Origin of the sequence: Chimaeribacter californicus (assembly GCF_002858675.1) — a bacterium.
In the GTDB taxonomy this organism is placed as follows: Bacteria; Pseudomonadota; Gammaproteobacteria; order Enterobacterales; family Enterobacteriaceae; genus Chimaeribacter; species Chimaeribacter californicus.
Genome location: NZ_PJZF01000008.1, coordinates 31,221 through 49,021 on the forward strand (window position 1 = coordinate 31,221; position 17,801 = coordinate 49,021).

Annotated in this window: 13 protein-coding genes and 1 pseudogene; 9 read left to right on the top strand and 5 right to left on the bottom strand. The window is 49.9% G+C overall.

Going from position 1 to position 17,801, the window contains the following annotated elements:
- Positions 1-108 precede the first annotated feature (108 nt).
- Entirely contained in the window at positions 109-894 is a 786-nt protein-coding gene (locus CYR55_RS11005; RefSeq protein WP_165699573.1) for a helix-turn-helix domain-containing protein, read from the top strand.
- A gap of 10 nt (positions 895-904) precedes the next feature.
- Here CYR55_RS11005 and CYR55_RS23565 read toward each other — a convergent pair whose 3' ends face one another.
- On the bottom strand, positions 905-1,075 hold the full coding sequence (locus tag CYR55_RS23565; RefSeq protein ID WP_165699574.1) for a hypothetical protein: 171 nt from the start codon (positions 1,073-1,075) through the stop codon (positions 905-907).
- A 390-nt stretch (positions 1,076-1,465) separates the two neighbouring features.
- Between CYR55_RS23565 and amyA the strand changes: the two genes are divergently transcribed.
- Entirely contained in the window at positions 1,466-2,959 is a 1,494-nt protein-coding gene (gene amyA, locus CYR55_RS11010; protein ID WP_101816194.1) for an alpha-amylase, read from the top strand.
- 39 nt (positions 2,960-2,998) lie between these two features.
- Here the strand turns inward: amyA and CYR55_RS11015 are convergent, their stop codons facing one another.
- Positions 2,999-3,640 (bottom strand): glutathione S-transferase family protein, encoded by a 642-nt coding sequence (locus CYR55_RS11015; RefSeq protein ID WP_101816195.1) that lies wholly within the window; start codon positions 3,638-3,640, stop codon positions 2,999-3,001.
- 97 nt (positions 3,641-3,737) lie between these two features.
- Entirely contained in the window at positions 3,738-4,031 is a 294-nt protein-coding gene (locus CYR55_RS11020; protein ID WP_101816196.1) for a hypothetical protein, read from the bottom strand.
- A 389-nt stretch (positions 4,032-4,420) separates the two neighbouring features.
- On the opposite strand from CYR55_RS11020, the gene CYR55_RS11025 reads away from it, so the two are divergent.
- The 3 genes from CYR55_RS11025 (at position 4,421) to CYR55_RS11035 (ending at position 9,177) form a co-directional block, all read left to right on the top strand.
- Positions 4,421-6,856, top strand: coding sequence for a DUF3772 domain-containing protein (locus CYR55_RS11025; protein WP_420912731.1), 2,436 nt, complete (start codon positions 4,421-4,423; stop codon positions 6,854-6,856).
- Between the two features lie 283 nt (positions 6,857-7,139).
- Complete coding sequence (locus CYR55_RS11030; protein ID WP_101816198.1) at positions 7,140-8,117, top strand: DUF1852 domain-containing protein; 978 nt, start codon at positions 7,140-7,142, stop codon at positions 8,115-8,117.
- A 28-nt stretch (positions 8,118-8,145) separates the two neighbouring features.
- Positions 8,146-9,177, top strand: a complete 1,032-nt coding sequence (locus CYR55_RS11035) for a methionine synthase (RefSeq protein ID WP_101816199.1) — start codon at positions 8,146-8,148, stop codon at positions 9,175-9,177.
- An 807-nt stretch (positions 9,178-9,984) separates the two neighbouring features.
- On the opposite strand, the pseudogene CYR55_RS11040 reads toward CYR55_RS11035, so the two are convergent.
- Both CYR55_RS11040 and CYR55_RS11045 read right to left on the bottom strand, forming a co-directional pair.
- Positions 9,985-11,180 (bottom strand): annotated as a pseudogene (locus CYR55_RS11040) (SEC-C domain-containing protein).
- Positions 11,181-11,737: 557 nt separating this feature from the next.
- Positions 11,738-14,053 (bottom strand): primase-helicase zinc-binding domain-containing protein, encoded by a 2,316-nt coding sequence (locus CYR55_RS11045; protein ID WP_101816200.1) that lies wholly within the window; start codon positions 14,051-14,053, stop codon positions 11,738-11,740.
- Between the two features lie 319 nt (positions 14,054-14,372).
- Here CYR55_RS11045 and CYR55_RS23985 point away from each other — a divergent pair, with 319 nt between their 5' ends.
- From CYR55_RS23985 to CYR55_RS11060, 4 genes are all read left to right on the top strand, one after another.
- Positions 14,373-14,528: a hypothetical protein gene (locus CYR55_RS23985; RefSeq protein WP_241522133.1), complete on the top strand. Its 156-nt coding sequence runs from the start codon at positions 14,373-14,375 to the stop codon at positions 14,526-14,528.
- Positions 14,494-15,081: a hypothetical protein gene (locus CYR55_RS11050; protein WP_241522134.1), complete on the top strand. Its 588-nt coding sequence runs from the start codon at positions 14,494-14,496 to the stop codon at positions 15,079-15,081. The genes CYR55_RS23985 and CYR55_RS11050 overlap by 35 nt, the downstream gene beginning before the upstream one ends.
- A complete protein-coding gene (locus CYR55_RS11055; protein ID WP_101816201.1) occupies positions 15,078-15,329 on the top strand; it encodes an ogr/Delta-like zinc finger family protein in 252 nt (83 codons plus the stop codon). Before CYR55_RS11050 ends, CYR55_RS11055 begins: the two co-directional genes overlap by 4 nt.
- 331 nt (positions 15,330-15,660) lie before the next feature.
- The gene (locus CYR55_RS11060) at positions 15,661-17,748 is read left to right on the top strand and encodes a YecA family protein (RefSeq protein WP_101816202.1); all 2,088 of its coding nucleotides are present in this window, start codon (positions 15,661-15,663) and stop codon (positions 17,746-17,748) included.
- Positions 17,749-17,801: the final 53 nt, after the last annotated feature.

Here is a 17,801-nt window from a genome sequence, read left to right on the forward strand (position 1 = left end):
GAGGTGGGGCAAAGGCGGCCGGTACGCTACAACCGATTCAGAGTGGAGCGTGAATGAGAAACGTTCCCGGTTCACCAGACTGAGGTTGGCGACATCATGCCGGAAACTATGCGCATTACTCCACGTGAAGGTTATTTTGGCGTCAGCCGTTCTGCACCCGGCAGCCGCCATGGCCCGCGCATGAAACAGGGCATTCAGTTTCTGGCCATGCTCAGCGGCAGCCTGAAGATTGAGGTTGAGGGCGAAACACGGCATCTGCTGCCGGGTAATATGGCGCTGCTGTTACCGCAGCGGCCGGCAAATTTCCGCTTTGATGCACAACAGGAGAGCCGGTACAGCTGGTGCCAGATCGACTTTGATGACATCTCGCCGGGGCTGCATCTCTACCTGAATAGCCTGGCCCCGCAGCTGCCGGTCGACCCGCAGATGGAACAGATGATGGAGCTGGGCGTCAGTATCACCGGTTCACGCCATATCAATAACCACCGGGTGCTGATTGAGCTCACGCAAACGCTGCTGCATTACTATTCGGCGCTGGGCGCGCTGGAAGAGGAGGCGCGGCCGCGAGCCATGCCGCGCGGGCTGCGCCAGGCCTGCCGCTATATCAGCACCCACTATCAGCAACCGCTGGCACTGGAGGATATTGCGCAGCACGCGCATTGCTCTGTGAACCATCTGATTAATCTGTTCAAGCATTACCTGAATACCACCCCGGCGCGCTATTTGCGGCAGGTCAGGATTAATCAATCCGAGGTATTGCTGAAGCATACTCAGCAGTCCGTGAATAAGATCGCGGAACAGTGCGGTTTTATTTCGCCATTCCATTTTTCACGCGTCTTCAAGGCAGCGCATGCCCTGTCACCGCGCCAGTTCCGCGACCGGTTCCGGGGGTGAGGTCTACCCGCTAGCGGCGGTGGCCGTTATGGCGGCCATTGTCATGGTGACCGTTGCCGTAATGGCCGTGACCGTTATGGCGGCCGTTGTCATGATGCCCGTGGTAGCCGTGATAAATACAGCCGCTCAACAGGCTGCTCAGCAGCACAGCGCTGCAAATAAGTGATAGTCGTTTGATCATACCAGTTAACTCCAGAAGGCTGCCAACGGCAGAGGGAAATAATAAAACGGTGACATCCCTGTTGTTCAGCACCTTAATTCGCTGCCATGAATTAATCCAGAAAAAATAAGCCTGAAAAGGCGGTTAAATAGTGATTCGGACTATTCTGCCTGTGATGAGAAAGTGATTAATTCGTTCGATCATCATATGGATGGATATTATACAAAACGCTGCCGGTATATTATTTTCTCTATTTACCTTTAGTCAGCAAAAGCCGTGGTCAGCCAGGCGTGGCAGGCGGCACGGGCTGACCGTTTAATTCGCGCCGGAAAAAATAGTTTCCGGCTGAAGCTTATTTGCGCACTTTTAGACCATACTTCTTTTATCTTCAGAGAAGTGGAGTCTCACCCGATGAAAAACCCCGTTATTTTGCAGTTCTTTCACTGGTATTACCCAGAAGGCGGCAAACTCTGGGCGGAAGTTGAACAACAGGCGTCATATGTGGGTGAATTGGGCATCAGCCATGCATGGCTGCCCCCGGCGTATAAAGGCTCGGAAGGCGGGCAGTCTGTGGGTTATGACATTTATGATCTGTTTGACCTGGGAGAATTTGACCAAAAAGGCAGTATCGCCACCAAATACGGGGACAAAGCGGGATTAGTGCGTGCAGCCAACGCCCTCAACCGTGCGGGGGTGGGGGTCATGATGGATGTGGTGGTAAACCACAAAATGGGGGCCGATGAAAAAGAGCAGGTGAAAGTCAACCGGGTTGATGAAAGCAACCGCACCGACATTGATGATGAGGTGGTGGAGTGCGAGGCCTGGACGCGTTTCACTTTCCCCGGGCGGGCAGGGAAATATTCTCAGTTTATCTGGGACTATAAGTGTTTCAGCGGGGTCGATCATATCGACAACCCGCAGGAGCAGGGCATCTTTAAGATTATCAATGACTACACGGCGGAAGGCTGGAATGTCGAGGTCGATGCCGAGCTGGGTAACTTCGATTACCTGATGGGAGCCAACATCGATTTCCGCAACCACGCGGTGCGCAGCGAGCTGGAATACTGGATACGCTGGCTGCTGGAGCAGGTGCCCTGCGCCGGTTTCCGGCTGGATGCCGTCAAACATATCCCGGCCTGGTTCTACCGCGACTGGCTGGCGTATGTGCAGTCACTGCGGGACGATCCGTTCCTGGTGGTGGCGGAGTACTGGTCGGCGGATCTGGAGGTGCTCAAACACTACCTGGAACAGGTGGAAGGGCGCACCATGCTGTTTGATGTACCGCTCTATATGAATCTTCACCATGCTTCACAGCAAGGCGCGGATTTCGATCTCCGCACGCTGTATGACAACACGCTGGTCGCCGACGATCCGTTCCACGCTGTCACGCTGGTGGGTAACCACGATACCCAACCGCTTCAGGCACTGGAGGCCCCGGTTGAACCCTGGTTCAAGCCGCTGGCCTATGCACTGGTGTTGTTGCGTGAGCAAGGGGTGCCGACGGTATTTTATCCCGATCTGTTCGGGGTGACGTATGAGGATCAGGGGCAGGACGGCAATGAACACCGCATCGACCTGCCGGCAGTGGCAGAATTGCCGATGCTGCTCAAGGCGCGCCAGCGCTTTGCCCACGGGATACAGACCGACTACTTCGACCACCCCAACTGTATCGCCTTTACCCGCAGCGGCACGGACGAGGCACCGGGCTGCGTGGTGGTGATCTCTAACGGGGAGGAGGGCGAGAAAAGCGTTTCACTGGGGGAGGGCCTGGCCAATAAACCGTGGCGCGACTACCTCGGCAAACGTGAAGAAACCATCACCACGGACGAAGAGGGCAACGGCGTGTTTACCTGCAACGGCGGCAGCGTCAGCGTCTGGGTGCTGGAGGAGTGCATGGGGAACTAAGAGGCGCGGGCCACAGGCGGCCCGCGACAGACACCGGGGTTACTGCACGCGCAGGGCCTCGTAAGACACCATCACATGCTTCTGGTAGGCCGGGCGGGTGGTCAGGCGCTGATAGTAGGCCGCCAGCGCCGGCAGCACCGGCCGATCGAGCTCAATGTCATAGTAGCGGTAGAGCAGGTGGCCGAACTGGATATCTGCCAGCGTAAAGTCATCACCCACCAGCCAGGGGTGGCGCGCCAGCCGCTGATCCGCCCGTTGCAGAAAAGGTGTCAGTTTTTCCATCCCTTTTGCGATCAGCGCTTCATCCCGATCTTTGGCCGCGGTGCGCACCTTTTGCCAGAAAATAGGGCCGGTAAAATTCTGGGAAATATTTATTTTGGCCCACTCGGCCCACATATCCACCGTGGTTCTGTCTGCCAGATCCTGCGGCCAGAAAGGCGCCGTGCCGTAGCGGGTTGCCAGGTAACGCAGGATGGCGCCGGTTTCCCATAACGGCGCGTTCTCGTCGTCCTGAATGACCGGCACGGTGCCGTTCGGGTTCATCGCCAGAAATTCCGGCGTATGGTTACCACCATAGACGTGGCCAATATCATAGCGCTGATAATCAAGCCGCAGCTCACCCACGCACCACATCACGGCCTGCACATTTGATGATGTTTTCCTGCCCCAGATTTGCAGCATCGCTTTTTCCTTTGAGATGGATAATGCCAACAGCCTATCAGGCATTAGCAGGCGGACTGCGCAATTTCAGATTTTGCCGCGGGTGCGGCAAAGGTCATTACAGTGACAGCGCATCCTTATCACTGAGGCGCATTTTACGGCCGGGGCGGTTTTGCAGCAGGATTTGCCACAGGCGGGGGTGAAACGGGGTAGCATTTACCACATCAATAACATGAGCAGGGTTTTGGTTAAGCTGGTAGCCGTAGCGGGTGGGTGTCAGGCGGTCGCCGGACTTGAGCGTCTTTGCGGTGATTGTCCAGACAATCAGTTTCAGATTCTTCGGGGAGATGACACAAACAAAGGTCATATTACTGCGCGGGCACACAACACTATCGATGACTCTCCACTCCATCGGGATCTCCTTATACGTCAAACCGTGAGGGCAGCGGCAGGGCTAATTGCAGCATAAATTAAACGTAATTTAATTTTAAATAACATTATGTGTTAACACCTTACATTGATAGAAGGAAAAAATGGTGAAATGTTATCTTTTAATGATCCTGATCAATTCTCAATCAGATAAACGTTGCTGCTGATATTTATTAAATTTTACAAAGGCTTACTTAAATATACTCAGTAGGTTAACGGCGTTCTGTTACCCATTGTTTACCAACCATTTCCCGAATTTTCTGGCATCCGTTAACAAGATTTGCATATATGCTTCACTATGGAAAAAAGTCTGCGAACTGTTTCACCGGATTAAAAAGCCAGACGCCTTCACCAGTTGATGACTAACGGAAAATGCCTGCTATGCCGACCACACCCTTGCGCGTAATGCGCCTGCTCTTTGCTTTATTGCTGTTTACCCCTTTACTCGTTAGCCCCGCCTATGCCGCACCTGAGGAGAACGCCACCGGTGAAACCGCCGCCAAGCCGGCCACCGTGAATGCGCCGGCCACGCTGGCCCAGTTGCAGAAACGGCTGGATAACATCAAACAACAGGTTTCCAACACCACCAGTGATAACAAGCTCAGCGCACTGAATGACAGCACGCTGCAACTGGCGGGAGATGCCGATGCGCTCAACACCGCGCTGCAACCGCTGCTGGCTCAGGTGCAGGCGCAATTGGGCGTACTCGGCCCGGCACCCGCGGATGATGCACTGGCTGAGACGGCGGATGTCGCTAAACAGCGCACCTCACTGAATAACCGCCAGGAGCAGTTGCAGGATCAGATTGGGCAGGCGGCCGCCATTAACAGCGCGGCCACCAATTTATCCGCACAGATCACCGCTTTGCGCCGCAACGCGCTGAAAACCCAGCTGGCGCTGAATACCGGCAGTATCCTTGGCCACCGTTTCTGGTCACCGTTACTGGATGGGCAAGCCAACGATGCGCGTCGCCTGTCAGCCTTTGGTGATCAGCTTTCCGATAGCCTGGCGGTGGCCTGGTCGCCGGAGTGGCGTTACGGCTCCCTGATGCTGCTGGTTGCCGCGCTGGCGATTGGCCTGTTTGGCCGCCGCCTGCTGGATAAACCGCTGACCCTGCTGGTGCTGAAAGTCTTACCGGAAGGGCGGCTGCGCCGCAGCGGGCTGGCCGCCGGTACGGCGCTCTCCGTGCTGCTGTCGGCAGGGATCGCGGCACAGCTGATTTGCCAGATTGTCACCCGCGAGGAGAATGTTGCGCCGATGGTGCAGGATTATGCCGAAGCGTTGATTAACCTGACGCTGTTTTCCGCGCTGATTGCCGGGTTAGGGCAGGCACTGCTGGCTAACCAGCACCCATCCTGGCGGCTGCCGGCGATAGCCAATGAGATTGCCCGCACGCTTAACCCGTTCCCGCTGCTGCTGGCGAGCTTTATCCTGATCTTCGGTGCAGTGGAGCAGCTTAACAACCTGATTGGGGCCAGCGTGCCTACCAGTCTGCTGGGCAATGGCCTGGCGTCGCTGCTGGTGGCCCTGACCGCCATTGTTGGCCCGATGCGGGTAAACCGGCTGCGCCGCCGCTATATCGCCGAAGGCCAGACACCCGAGGTGCGCTCGACGCTGGCGGGATTACTCCACCTGGCGACCAGCGTGACGGCGTTCGTTATTCTGATGGCGCTGCTGGTGGGTTACATTCCGCTGGCACGCTTCCTGACCTATGAACTGATCTGGATCGGGCTGGTACTCGGCTGCCTGTATCTGCTGGTGCATTTGATTACCGATGTGTGTGACAGCCTCTTTTCACCCACCACAGCCAGCGGCAAGATCATTAAAAACTCCCTGAATATTGAGGATCGCCACCTGACGCTGGCGGCCACGCTGTTCTCGGCGATTGGCAAAACCATCGTTATTCTGCTGGCCGCGGTCGCGATTCTGAACGGGACCTTCGGCACCACAACGCCACTGGAACTGATCAGCAAAGTAGTGGATATCTGGGGCGGCAAAGGGCTGGAAAAACTCAATATTGTGCCGGCCCAGCTGATTAACGCCATTATCTGCCTGGTGGTCGGGCTGGTGGTATTACGCACTGCACGCCGCTGGCTGGATAACGATTTCCTGCCCAAAACCATGATGGACAAGGGCATCCGTGCCTCACTGGTGACGCTGTTCAGCAATGTGGGCTACGTTCTGGTGATTCTGATTACCTTGTCCGCCATGGGGATTCAGTGGAACAAGCTGGCATGGATTGTGAGCGCCCTGTCTGTAGGTATCGGTTTTGGTCTGCAAGAGATTGTGAAGAACTTTATCTCCGGTCTGATTTTGCTGACTGAGCGCCCGGTGAAGGTCGGTGACCTGATTACCATCAGCGGGGTAGAAGGGGATATCCGCCGGATTAATGTGCGTGCCACCGAGATTCAGTTGGCTGACCGCTCTACCGTGATTGTGCCGAACTCCCAGTTGATTTCACAGAACGTGCGTAACGCCACGATGGGGAATGCCCAAGGGGTGGCCACCATCGCGTTGACCTTCCCGCTGGACATTGACCCGGAGCAGGTACGCAATATTTTGCTGGAAGCGTATGAGGCCCACGAAGCGATTCTGGACACCCCGGCACCCTCTGTGACGTTCAGCCAGCTGGCCCCTACCGGCATCGTGCTCAGCGTGACCGGTTACGTTAACAGCCCGCGCATCGTCGGCGGCACCAAAAGCGCACTGTTGTATGACATTCTCAAACGTCTGCGCGCCGCTGAGGTTTCCCTGTCAATGCCGCAGAAAATGATCCTGGAAACCCCAGAGCAATCACAGAACGCGTGATAGCTCAGGCATTACCTCTCTGCTTCAACAGCACACCTTCGGGTGTGCTTTTTTATGGCCGCTCAAATGGTCCTGACCCTGGGCAGATCATGAATATGGTTCATGTTCATTGAAATTAAATCACTTTTACTCAATCAGTGACTCTGGCATAAAGTACGTAATGCTATTAGCGCAAGACAATATGAAGGCTACTGAATAAGAAAACCAGAAAAGAAAATCGAAATCGCTCAAAAAGCGAAAATAAATTCAGGTTTTATATCAGAAATTAGGGTGCCAAATCGCAATGAATAAAGAATTTACCTTTACCATTAAAAGCATTGCTTTTGATGAAAATTACAATCCATCCGAAAATACGCGTATCACGACCAACTTTGCTAATTTGGCGAGAGGAAACAAACGCCAGGAAAATCTGCGCAATGCTTTAAGGATGATTGATACGCGTTTTAATACTCTGGCGCATTGGGATAACCCCAATGGGGATCGTTATGCTGTTGAACTTGACATTATTTCTGTTGAAATGGATGTTGAGGGCAAGGGCAGCACCTTCCCGGTGATTGAAATATTGAAAACGAATATTGTTGATCGAAAAAACAACGAGCGCATTGAAGGCATTGTCGGGAACAACTTCTCCTCTTACGTGCGGGATTATGACTTTAGCGTATTATTGTTAGAGCACAACAAGAATAAAGCTGAATTTAGCACGCCGGATAATTTTGGTGAGTTGCATGGAAAGATTTTTAAATGCTTTGTGAATTCAGACGCCTATAAAGCGCATTTTAAAAAGCCGCCGGTGATCTGCCTGAGTGTATCCAGTAAAAATACCTATCATCGCACTGATTATCAGCACCCTGTATTGGGCGTTGAATACCAGCAAAACGCACTTTCCATGACTGATCACTACTTCAAAAAAATGGGGTTGCAGGCGCGTTATTTTATGCCGCCGGAGAGCGTTGCACCTTTGGCTTTTTATTTTGCGGGTGATTTAATCAGCGATTATACGGATCTGGAGCTTGTCAGTACCATCAGTACGATGGAGACTTTCCAGAAAATTTACCGGCCTGAGATTTACAATGCTAATTCTGCAGCAGGAAAAGAGTACCAGCCAAAATTGAATAACCAGGATTATGCATTAACTCAAATTGTTTATGATCGAGAAGAACGTAGCCAGTTGGCTATTGAGCAGGGACGATTTACTGAGGAGCACTTCATTAAACCTTACCGGGCTATCCTGGAGCAGTGGTCTGCTCATTACGTTCTTTGATTAACCAAAAAATATAAGGTCATCTATTATGAAAGTATTATTACCTACGTCGACGGCGGGCAGCTTACCTAAACCTTCCTGGCTTGCACAACCTGAAAAACTCTGGTCACCCTGGAAATTGCAGGATGAGGAATTGATTGAGGGCAAACAAGATGCGCTGCGTTTGTGCCTGGAAGATCAGCACCAGGCAGGTATTGATATTGTCAGTGATGGCGAGCAAACCCGCCAACATTTTGTCACGACGTTTATTGAGCACCTCGACGGCGTTGATTTTGAGAAACGTGAGATCGTTAAAATCCGTAATCGCTATGATGCGAGTGTACCCACAGTCGTTGGGGCGGTGACGCGCCAAAAGCCCGTTTTTGTTGAAGATGCCAAATTTTTACGTCAGCAAACCAAGCAACCGATTAAATGGGCACTGCCTGGTCCGATGACGATGATCGATACGCTCTATGACAGCCACTATAAAAGTCGCGAAAAACTGGCCTGGGAATTCGCCAAAATTCTTAATGAAGAAGCTAGAGAATTAGAGGCGGCTGGTGTCGATATTATTCAATTTGATGAGCCCGCATTTAACGTCTTCTTTGATGAGGTGAATGATTGGGGGATTGCTGCGTTAGAAAGAGCAATTGAAGGCCTTAAGTGTGAAACTGCGGTGCATATTTGCTATGGTTATGGCATCAAGGCGAATACAGATTGGAAAAAAACGCTGGGATCAGAATGGCGGCAATATGAAGAAATTTTCCCCAAACTGCAAAAATCTAATCTCGATATAATCTCACTGGAATGCCACAACTCCCGTGTTCCCATGGATCTCATGGAGCTTATTCGCGGTAAAAAAGTCATGGTAGGGGCGATTGACGTAGCAACTAATACCATTGAGACACCAGAAGAAGTCGCCGATACGTTACGAAAAGCCCTGCAGTTTGTCGATGCCGACAAGCTCTATCCTTCTACCAACTGTGGCATGGCCCCTTTATCTCGCCGGGTAGCACGAGGCAAGCTGAATGCGTTAAGTGCAGGTGCTGAAATCGTCCGAAGAGAACTCTCGGCTAAATAACGTCGCCAAAGAATAGAACATTGAATTGAAGGGCACTCAGTCCGGGGGGAGCGATCTGATCAATCGCAACTCACCCAAACTACCCACCGGGCTGAGTGATAATGATCATATTCAGCAACGTCACTGCCTGCCTGCGCGATTTTACTGCCCAAACGACCTTATCTCACTTCACGCTGTAGTGCCAAATGCAGTCCTAAAACACCTGGGTTAAACCCTGGTTACCGGCAGATAACAGGCAATAAAAAAGCCGCGAACCCTTGCAGGCTGCGGCTTTCTCACTGTTTCCGGCCTTATCTGGTGATAACCGGAAGCTTATTTGGTGGAGCTGGGGGAATCTGGCTAATCAACTTAATTACTTGTATTTAAAGTGCTTTATTTATTATGAATTTAATCATAGGCCTAAACGTGGGCCTACGTTAATTGGTCAGTCTGTATTCGTTTTCAACTAATCACCCATTTACGAAACACTTGCGTGTTGCCAACAAAAATCTGAAGTAACACAAACTAGTTCCTATAGGCAGCTTTGAGCGAAGAGCGGAAGTTCGCAACTCCCACAACTACATGATTAGCATTGAGGTGTCTTAATCAACGGGGAGCAGGTCAAACACAATTGGGGGAGTACCCAGTTACTAGAACTCATCTGCAGATAGCATCCCTAACCTGATAACCTCCGCTTAAGTGGAAATCAGCTGCTTACATAAGTTTGTCGGCAAAGATGCCGAACTGGCAGCAAGCAGTCTGTGCTATCTTATCGTTATAATCTCGGAACGACTGATTAGCCCGATTTTTCTAATGGCTTGAAAACATTCAACTGGAAATCTCGCTATTGCTGAATCTTATCTCTACAAGCGCAGCAGCGTTATAATCAACGGAATGATCGACCCGTGATGTAGGGCTACCAAAAAATTCAACACCCGACATAATCATATTGCCGATATTCTCTCGCTGTTTATTACTGAGGCTGTCCCACCACTCAGGAGATGAGTATGTATTTTCAGCTTTTGCGAAGAAAAAATACAGGAGAGTGTTGAAAATCCTGTCAGTTGGAATCTTAATCAGTGACCGCACAAAACGTCTGATAATTGCTGAAGTTCCCAGCCAGCTGAACACTACATATCCGTTACCTTCGCTGGAAAAAGCATTGAAGCAGACCTGCTCCGTCGACACGGTAAGATTGTTCAAATCCTGAATTTTAGTCCCATCGAAATCCCTTTCCGGTGAAAGAATTGATGAAACCGCAATGGGCAATGGTTCTGAAAAAGTGAAGATAACACTTTCAATTTCTGAAAACTGTCTGCTAAGCAGAATGCGGTCGAGGTTAGTTTTAAGATTATTTAGTTCAGTCATTGCTGCATTCAAACCGCTTTGATGCAGTCTGACAAATTCCTGAATATAGACCTGTTCGGCCTGTAACTTTCCTTTATCGGCTTTTTTAGCAAAATCGGAAGACCGCCACCCCCCCTCCTTGGCGTAAATTTCTTTAGACAACGAACGAAACATTAGGGCAAAACACTGCTCGTCTGTGCCTGTAAATTTTTCGTTCTCTAGACATGAAAATAAGATTCTGTCATGAACTGCACAAAATCCGGTAAAAGTGGATGCCTGATTGATACCGATCTTCTCGGGAACCCATCTTCCGTTGTTTCTCATCAGGCTCGGAAGGTTCATTACCACCCCCATGACATGATTACCAGGGTCGGCGATCGCCTTAAGGCTACTGCTTTTAGACAGCGTGTGCGCCTGAACGATGCGTTTATCACAATCTTCGTGCATGGATGCTGGCGCATAACACGCCTTTCTCTGTGAATTAGACTTTGAAAATTTCAGGGCTTCGGCTTTGGATACCGGTATTTCACGCTCTCGATCGAGATGGCACTTTTTATACTTAAGTCCTGAGTTGCACCAGCACTTATCATTTCTTCCTAACTTCACCTTATCGTTTTCCATGAAATTAATGCTCTCTGACAAAAAAATGTTCACTGAAAATAGGTGTAATTTACCACTCCTGCAGCTAAAAGATCACCTGCAACATGCTCAGCATTAAATCTTCCTAGCATCCTTATCCCTCTCTATTCTCAAATCAGGAGTTGTCTATGTGCGGAGGATTTATAGATACATAATCTTACCCACCAATAGTGGACACGCGAATATAAGTGAGTCCCGCACTCAACCTGAGGTTGATCACTCATGACAATACAACATCAACCCGCATTAATGACCAATACCCGTAGGATAAATGTAACATGAGCAACATCCGCTCTTGGCATATAGCCGCCAGGCAGAATAGGCGTTGCGACATTCAACAATAGCCTGAATCAAAGTAATTATTCTTTTTCCGAATATAAAGCCTGCAAGACATGTTCTGCAACGCCGTTAACTACAAAGTTTTCCTTAGGAACTCTTCACACTAGTCACTTTTTAAATTTATGTCTAATATTCAGTAAGTTAATCGATGATGACTGTTCTTTGATGTATCCACGACTCATCACATGATGGTGATCACTCATTACCTTTAGTCAATAAAAAACCGGCCTAAGCCGGTTCCTGGTTTGTGTGGTTATCATGCCTCGCATTTGGGCAGCCAGTCAGACTCGCTGTCATCGTGCAGCGTCAGGTTGGTTTGAATGCCGTTGTTGGTTTCGCGCTTGAGTAGCTCTTTCTCAAACTCCTTAAGCGTCTGCGGCACAGCCAGCCCGAATGCCGTCAGGCTCATGGGATGCTGATGACCACGTGACTCCATAAAAGACAAGTACGCGTGATAGAGATAGCGGCGCGGGTTTATCGGCCTGATGTTGGCATTGCCGATATACAGCCCGTTTGGCGTACTCAATGGCACCAGGTAACCACAGAAATCGACTAGTGGGTCAGCGCTGCGCTTAATGTCGAGTGCTTCGCCGGAGGTTTGCTGTGCCTGCAACAGCGTCCGAGCTTCGTTCGGTTCAGCAAAGCGTTGCATCAGGTGACGTACAATCACCGGCAGCTCCTGGCTAATTTTGTTCAGCAACTGCGGGTCGCGTTCATTAGCCGGGATGGCATCTGGAAACGGTAGGATAACCCGGCGGCGAGAGACACCGCCGCTGCGGTCGCTAAAGCGCATCGGGTTATTGTTTACAGCCAGAATAACTGCCGGAATATGGGCGGAATACGCATCGCGGTATTTGGGGTCGATAGCCACGGCATCCCCGCCGGTAATGGCTTTGATACCCGCACCGTCACCGCTCCACTTCTCCTGGTCAGGCAGAATAATCAGCGAGAAGCCCACCACGGATGCGCGATCGCGTGACGACTCCAGCGTGTCGATAGTCGCCGAGGTGGTGTTGTCCTTACCGGCCAGCAGGGTAGCGATAGCCGCCATCACACTTTTACCGCTGCCGCCGGGGCCGGTTACCTCCAGGAACATCTGCCAGTCATAGCGGTTTGCCAGCACCATAAATAACGCCGCGAGGATACGCTCTTGTTTATCGTGGTTGCGCCCTGCGGCCCGCGTTAACCATTGCCAAAAGTGCGGCGCATGGTCGGTAAGATTTTCACCCGGTTTTGGGGCGGAGTAGTCAACGCTATTTACGGTACGCAGCCAATGCTCTTTGCGGTGCGGATTAAAGCTGCCGGTCACCGTATCAAAGACGCCATTACGAAAACCTATCAGGCGGCGGGCAGGCTCGCCCATCTGCGGCACCATCAGTTTAAGCGTATCGAGAATACTGTTAATGCCTGACGCCGAGAATGGGGCGCGTACCTTTTGGAAGAGGGCGGCAATCTCGCGACTAAGTTGACGGTGTGGTAATACTTGCCATGCGCCTTGCTCATAGCGGCAGAGCTCTTCTCCTACCGGCGGTACGGCCAGCGTGTTGCCGTAGTGCTGTGCCAACAATTCAGCCTTTTCACTGGCACTCATGGCTTTCAGGTCAGCTTCGCTTACCGCTTCAAACGGGCTGAGTACCTTCGGCTGCGTGAACGTGGTCAGCATGGCCTTCGTGGTGATTTCGCCCTCTGCCTGAAAGACATCATTCCAGTCGCCGGTGACGGGCGGCAATGCCGGTTTGCCGTTGCAGCGTTTCGCGGCCGCTTCGGCGCGCAGCTGGCCGGTGCCGTTCTCGTCATTATCAGCGGCGATCAGTATCAGCGCCTCCGGGTACTCCGCGTGCAGGCGTTCGGCCAGCGCGGGTAGGTTATTGGCGCTTAATGCTACAAAAACCGCCTGGCCGGTAAGGCGGTGCACGGTCAGGCCGGTGGCGTAGCCTTCGGTCAGCCAGAGCGTGTCGCCCGGTTCGCCCAAGTGGTGGAATGCCTCTTTCACCTGGCCGCCCGAAAGGGTACGTTTGGTGCCGTCAGCGTTAATCAGCTGGACGTTAACCGGGTCGCCGGTAAAGCCGGTCAGTGGCACGAGCAGGTCACCCGGCTGATACGTGGTGTCGCTAATACGTTTGGTCGTGGTCAGGGTCAGGGTGTTGACGTCAGCCAGCCCTTTGCCGGTCAGGTAGGTGTTACCGACCTGTGCTTTTGCACCGGCAATAAGTCGGGCGGCCTCCTTCGCCGCCTTAAGGCGCGCCTGCGCCTTTTCCGAATCAGTTTTCTCCTGAGAGGTAACCAGCTTGACCGGCAGCGTGCCAATCAGGTCGGACACCCGGCAGGCGGCCTCTTTTGTGTTGACGTCCAGCGCCTTTTCAACCAGCGCCAGCCCGTCGCCCGCGCCGCACTGGTTGCAGACCCTCGTCCCGCGTCCGGCCTGATTTTCAAAGCGGAAGCGGTCTTTACCGCCGCAGACCGGGCACGGCGGATGCTGTCCGGCGGCTTTAATGCTGATGCCCAGCGCGGGCAGCAGTTGAGGCCAGTGACCGGCGGCGGCGCGCACGGTGTCGGTGACGATATGTTTCATGCTAAAAACTCTGAAAAAATGCTCGCCAGAAAAAGGCTCATTTAAAAGTGGGTGAACAGTAGTGAACACGCGGTGAACAGTTAATTCTGAAGTGTTCACCCCTTTACTTGCTGTATTTATTATCTTTTTTTAGGGTGAAGAGTAGTGAACAGTTTTATATAAAATTAAAATCTTAGAGGGGATTTCCGGTGAGGATTTGGCCGTGTTTGCTCAGCGACAGGCAGACAGCAATGAAATGATTTGTCCGGTGGTGAATAGCAGAATAGCGACAACCTTTACAGAGAATAGCGACAACCTTTACAGATGAAGAGACAACGCTATGAGCACCACAGAAATGAGCAGTACCCTGAAAAGCTTTGAAGAAGCCCGTACCGCGCATCTTGAGAAGATGAAACAGTACAATAATACCTGCGCCGACATTACCCGCTGCGAGAAGGAGCGTGAAGCGGCTATCCGAGGCAGGAAAAGAAGCTGAAACCAACTGGCGTACGCGCTTTCGCAACCTGCGCGGCAACCTGACCGACGAGCTGAAGGCGGAGCACAGCCAGCGCATTGCCAGCCGGGAGCTGGCGGAAGAGTTTACTGGGCTGATTGCCGAGCTGGAGCTGGATAAGCAGGTCTTCATGCTTAACGCCTGTGGAACGGGAAAGGAATACGTCTATGCGCACAAGCTGGCGTTCAACGAGTTTGCCGACGCGACCTGGCAGTCGGCGCTACGCAACGTCAGCCCTTCGCTGTTGTGGGCCATCCGCCTGCGGCTCCAGCGTGAGAAGGTCAATCCACGCGACGACGAGCGCAGCGATATGCAGGTCGTGGCGGAGCTGATTGGTAACGCACTGACCCGCGCGGCGGCCGCTTTGCCAGAGAAAGTGCTGACCGAAGCGCCGGTGCTGGAGAATATCGGCCTGTGGCGTCCGGCACTCACCGGCGTGAATATGGTGCTGTATGCAAATCCGATTAAGCGCAACAGGGCGTGGGATGCCATCCACGTACACCGTCCGTGGATAAGGGAGGGTAAAAAGCAATGATGCACTGCCCGTACTGCAAAAGCCCGGCGCACGCCAAATCGAGCCGCTATATGTCCGAACAGGTGAAGGAGCGCTATCACCAGTGCACCAATCTCGACTGCTCCTGCACGTTCAAAATCAGCGACAGCATCACGAAGGTCATCACCGCGCCGCCGCAGCCCGGACCGCTTCCTGCAGTCACTCCTGAGCCGGTGAAAGAACGGCAGACGCTCGGACGCTACGGCTCAGCCTTTCGCACCCTCCACTGACCATAACGGCCGCTGAAACCAGCGGCTTTTTTATCTCCTGTTTTCGTCCTTTCAATGCCCTTTTTCTGGCCAGCCCGGCATGTAAAGAGCGATGCATGCATAAGGTGCATGAATTTTCATGCAGAATGCAGCGCACCAGACACCCTGTCAGCCCATGCCCAGCATGGCTTTTCCCGGTCATGCAACTGCATAAAAAACGATGCATAAAACGGGCAGGCGAAGCGGGGGTAGCATTGCGCGCACATTGAATCAATTTATTAAGAATTAAAGTAGCATATGATGTGGTGAAGTAAGAAATTTATAATACTAAGGGTAAGAGGATATATACAAAATGCAAAAAACTGAGGCAGAAGTCTTTTCCGAGCTGGAGTCACTGTGTACATCTCATGGTTTTATTCATGTTTTGGCATTATTGAGTTGTATAAATAATATTACCACCTATGAGGAGGAGCTCGGTTCTGAAGATATGCAACATCTTTACGAAAAAGAACGATTAATAAGAACTGAGATTTCAACTGTTGCAGGATTGTTGTTAAAGTATGAAATAAATATAGATCACCCCGGTGAAGATGTATTGCCGCAATTATGCGAAGATGTGAATGCATCTTTGGCTCTTTTGCATAGAGCCATGTATTCGGCTGAGAAGGATGGAGATTACGACAATGCGATGATAAAAGAGAGCATATTTTATGCGGCTGAATCTGCTTATGATTTTCAATATTTAGATATGGCGGAGGAAAAGTATTCTTTAGATGACTCTTGGTTCTTAGAAAACATGGGTTTTACATGTGTCGATATGGTATCTGTCGGTCGATGCATAGAGTTCATAATGGGGAGGAAAATTAATGATTTTTTGAGGCGTGGTCAAGGAATCCTTAATGATCAAGTATTAAATGCTTACGAACTACCAATTGATCAAATAGCAACAGAAACAGGCATAAATGACGTTAAAGTAAGAACTATTGTTGATTTATTTTCATCAAATGAACTTTCAAATGTAAATTTTCAAGGTATGAGTGATTTTAATGTTTTTAATGCTAGGCCAATAATACGTGCTGGAAAAAAATATTACTGTTTCTCTGCCTATTCCTTGGCTCAGGCAATATATGAAACCCCATTCTTTTGGATGAATGATGACAAAAAATACAGGCCGATATCTGCACAGCATAGAGGACAATTTGTAGAAGATTATGTATATAGAAAGATGGCTCCGATTTTTGGTGCTGAGAATGTATTCAAAAATGTATATATAGTTAATGGTAATAATGAAACGCTAGGCGAAATTGATGTATTAGTGTCCTTTTCTGATTCGGTAATAATTTATCAGGCAAAATCTAAGAAATTAACTATTGAAGCCCGAAAGGGAAATGGGAACGCTATACAAAAAGATTTTCAAAGTGCTATACAAGACGCCTATGATCAAGGTTTTTCCTGTGCTCAACTCATCGTATCTGGTGCAAGTTTGGCTGATCAAAATTTCAACCGATTTAATCTCAGCTCCTCAGTATCTAGATGTTACATTGTTCCAATTATATCTGAGAATTATCCATCTTTAAGTTTTCAGGTACGTCAGTACTTGAATACCACAATTACAAATGAGATTTACCCACCATTTATAATGGATGTTTTTCTTTTAGATGTTCTGACTGAGTTCTTGAATACGCCACTGTATTTTTTATCTTACATTGATCGTCGTTCGACATATAACATGAGAATCTTTTCTTCTCATGAATTAACTATCTTTTCTTTACATCTAAAACAGAATTTATGGATGGATAATGAATGTGACATGTTCATGTTGCATGACGATATATGTGCTGATCTCGACATTGCGATGTTAGCACGTAGGAGAGGTATCACTGGGAAACGTACTCCTGATGGCATTCTAACATTTCATCAGGATGGCTTTATTAGAAAAATTATTAAGTCATTGGAATCTGAAAATCATAAATTGGCGATTGAATTAGGTTTGCTTTTACTTTCTTTGGATGGTGATACTATTGAAGGTATTAACCAAATCGCCAAGAAAACGATATTTTTTTCTTCGATTGACAAGAAGCATCATGATCTTTCAACTGTAGTTGGGGATACAGGTTTTACCGTTCATTGTAATTACTATAATAAAGATGTTGCGGAGAAGCAATTACATGAACATTGCATAAAAAGAAAGTATATAACTAAATGTAAAAAATGGATTGGCATACATGTTAGTCCAAAAACATATGATGTAAATTATGGGGTTATGTTGGATTTTGAATGGGGGTATTCTGCTGAGATTGAAAGCATTATCACTCCTAGTCGACTTCAAAATACTTTAGTTAATATTGGTGGTGTTATGACTCAAGCGAAACGACCAGGTAGAAATGATCCATGTTTTTGTGGAAGTGGTAAAAAATATAAAAAATGTTGTTTGCGTTAAGAGCAATGGCGCGTTAAAAGGGCGCCTTTAATTACATTCTTTTTACTTTATCC

Bases quoted from the DNA above. Each gene is read 5' to 3' on its own strand.
- amyA (WP_101816194.1), top strand. From the start codon at position 1,466: ATGAAAAACCCCGTTATTTTGCAGTTCTTTCACTGGTATTACCCAGAA.
- CYR55_RS11035 (WP_101816199.1), top strand. From the start codon at position 8,146: ATGAAAGTATTATTACCTACGTCGACGGCGGGCAGCTTACCTAAACCT.
- CYR55_RS11005 (WP_165699573.1), top strand. From the start codon at position 109: ATGCGCATTACTCCACGTGAAGGTTATTTTGGCGTCAGCCGTTCTGCA.
- CYR55_RS23565 (WP_165699574.1), bottom strand. From the start codon at position 1,075: ATGATCAAACGACTATCACTTATTTGCAGCGCTGTGCTGCTGAGCAGC.
- CYR55_RS11025 (WP_420912731.1), top strand. From the start codon at position 4,421: ATGCCTGCTATGCCGACCACACCCTTGCGCGTAATGCGCCTGCTCTTT.
- CYR55_RS11030 (WP_101816198.1), top strand. From the start codon at position 7,140: ATGAATAAAGAATTTACCTTTACCATTAAAAGCATTGCTTTTGATGAA.
- CYR55_RS11015 (WP_101816195.1), bottom strand. From the start codon at position 3,640: ATGCTGCAAATCTGGGGCAGGAAAACATCATCAAATGTGCAGGCCGTG.
- CYR55_RS23985 (WP_241522133.1), top strand. From the start codon at position 14,373: ATGAGCACCACAGAAATGAGCAGTACCCTGAAAAGCTTTGAAGAAGCC.
- CYR55_RS11055 (WP_101816201.1), top strand. From the start codon at position 15,078: ATGATGCACTGCCCGTACTGCAAAAGCCCGGCGCACGCCAAATCGAGC.
- CYR55_RS11045 (WP_101816200.1), bottom strand. From the start codon at position 14,053: ATGAAACATATCGTCACCGACACCGTGCGCGCCGCCGCCGGTCACTGG.
- CYR55_RS11020 (WP_101816196.1), bottom strand. From the start codon at position 4,031: ATGGAGTGGAGAGTCATCGATAGTGTTGTGTGCCCGCGCAGTAATATG.
- CYR55_RS11060 (WP_101816202.1), top strand. From the start codon at position 15,661: ATGCAAAAAACTGAGGCAGAAGTCTTTTCCGAGCTGGAGTCACTGTGT.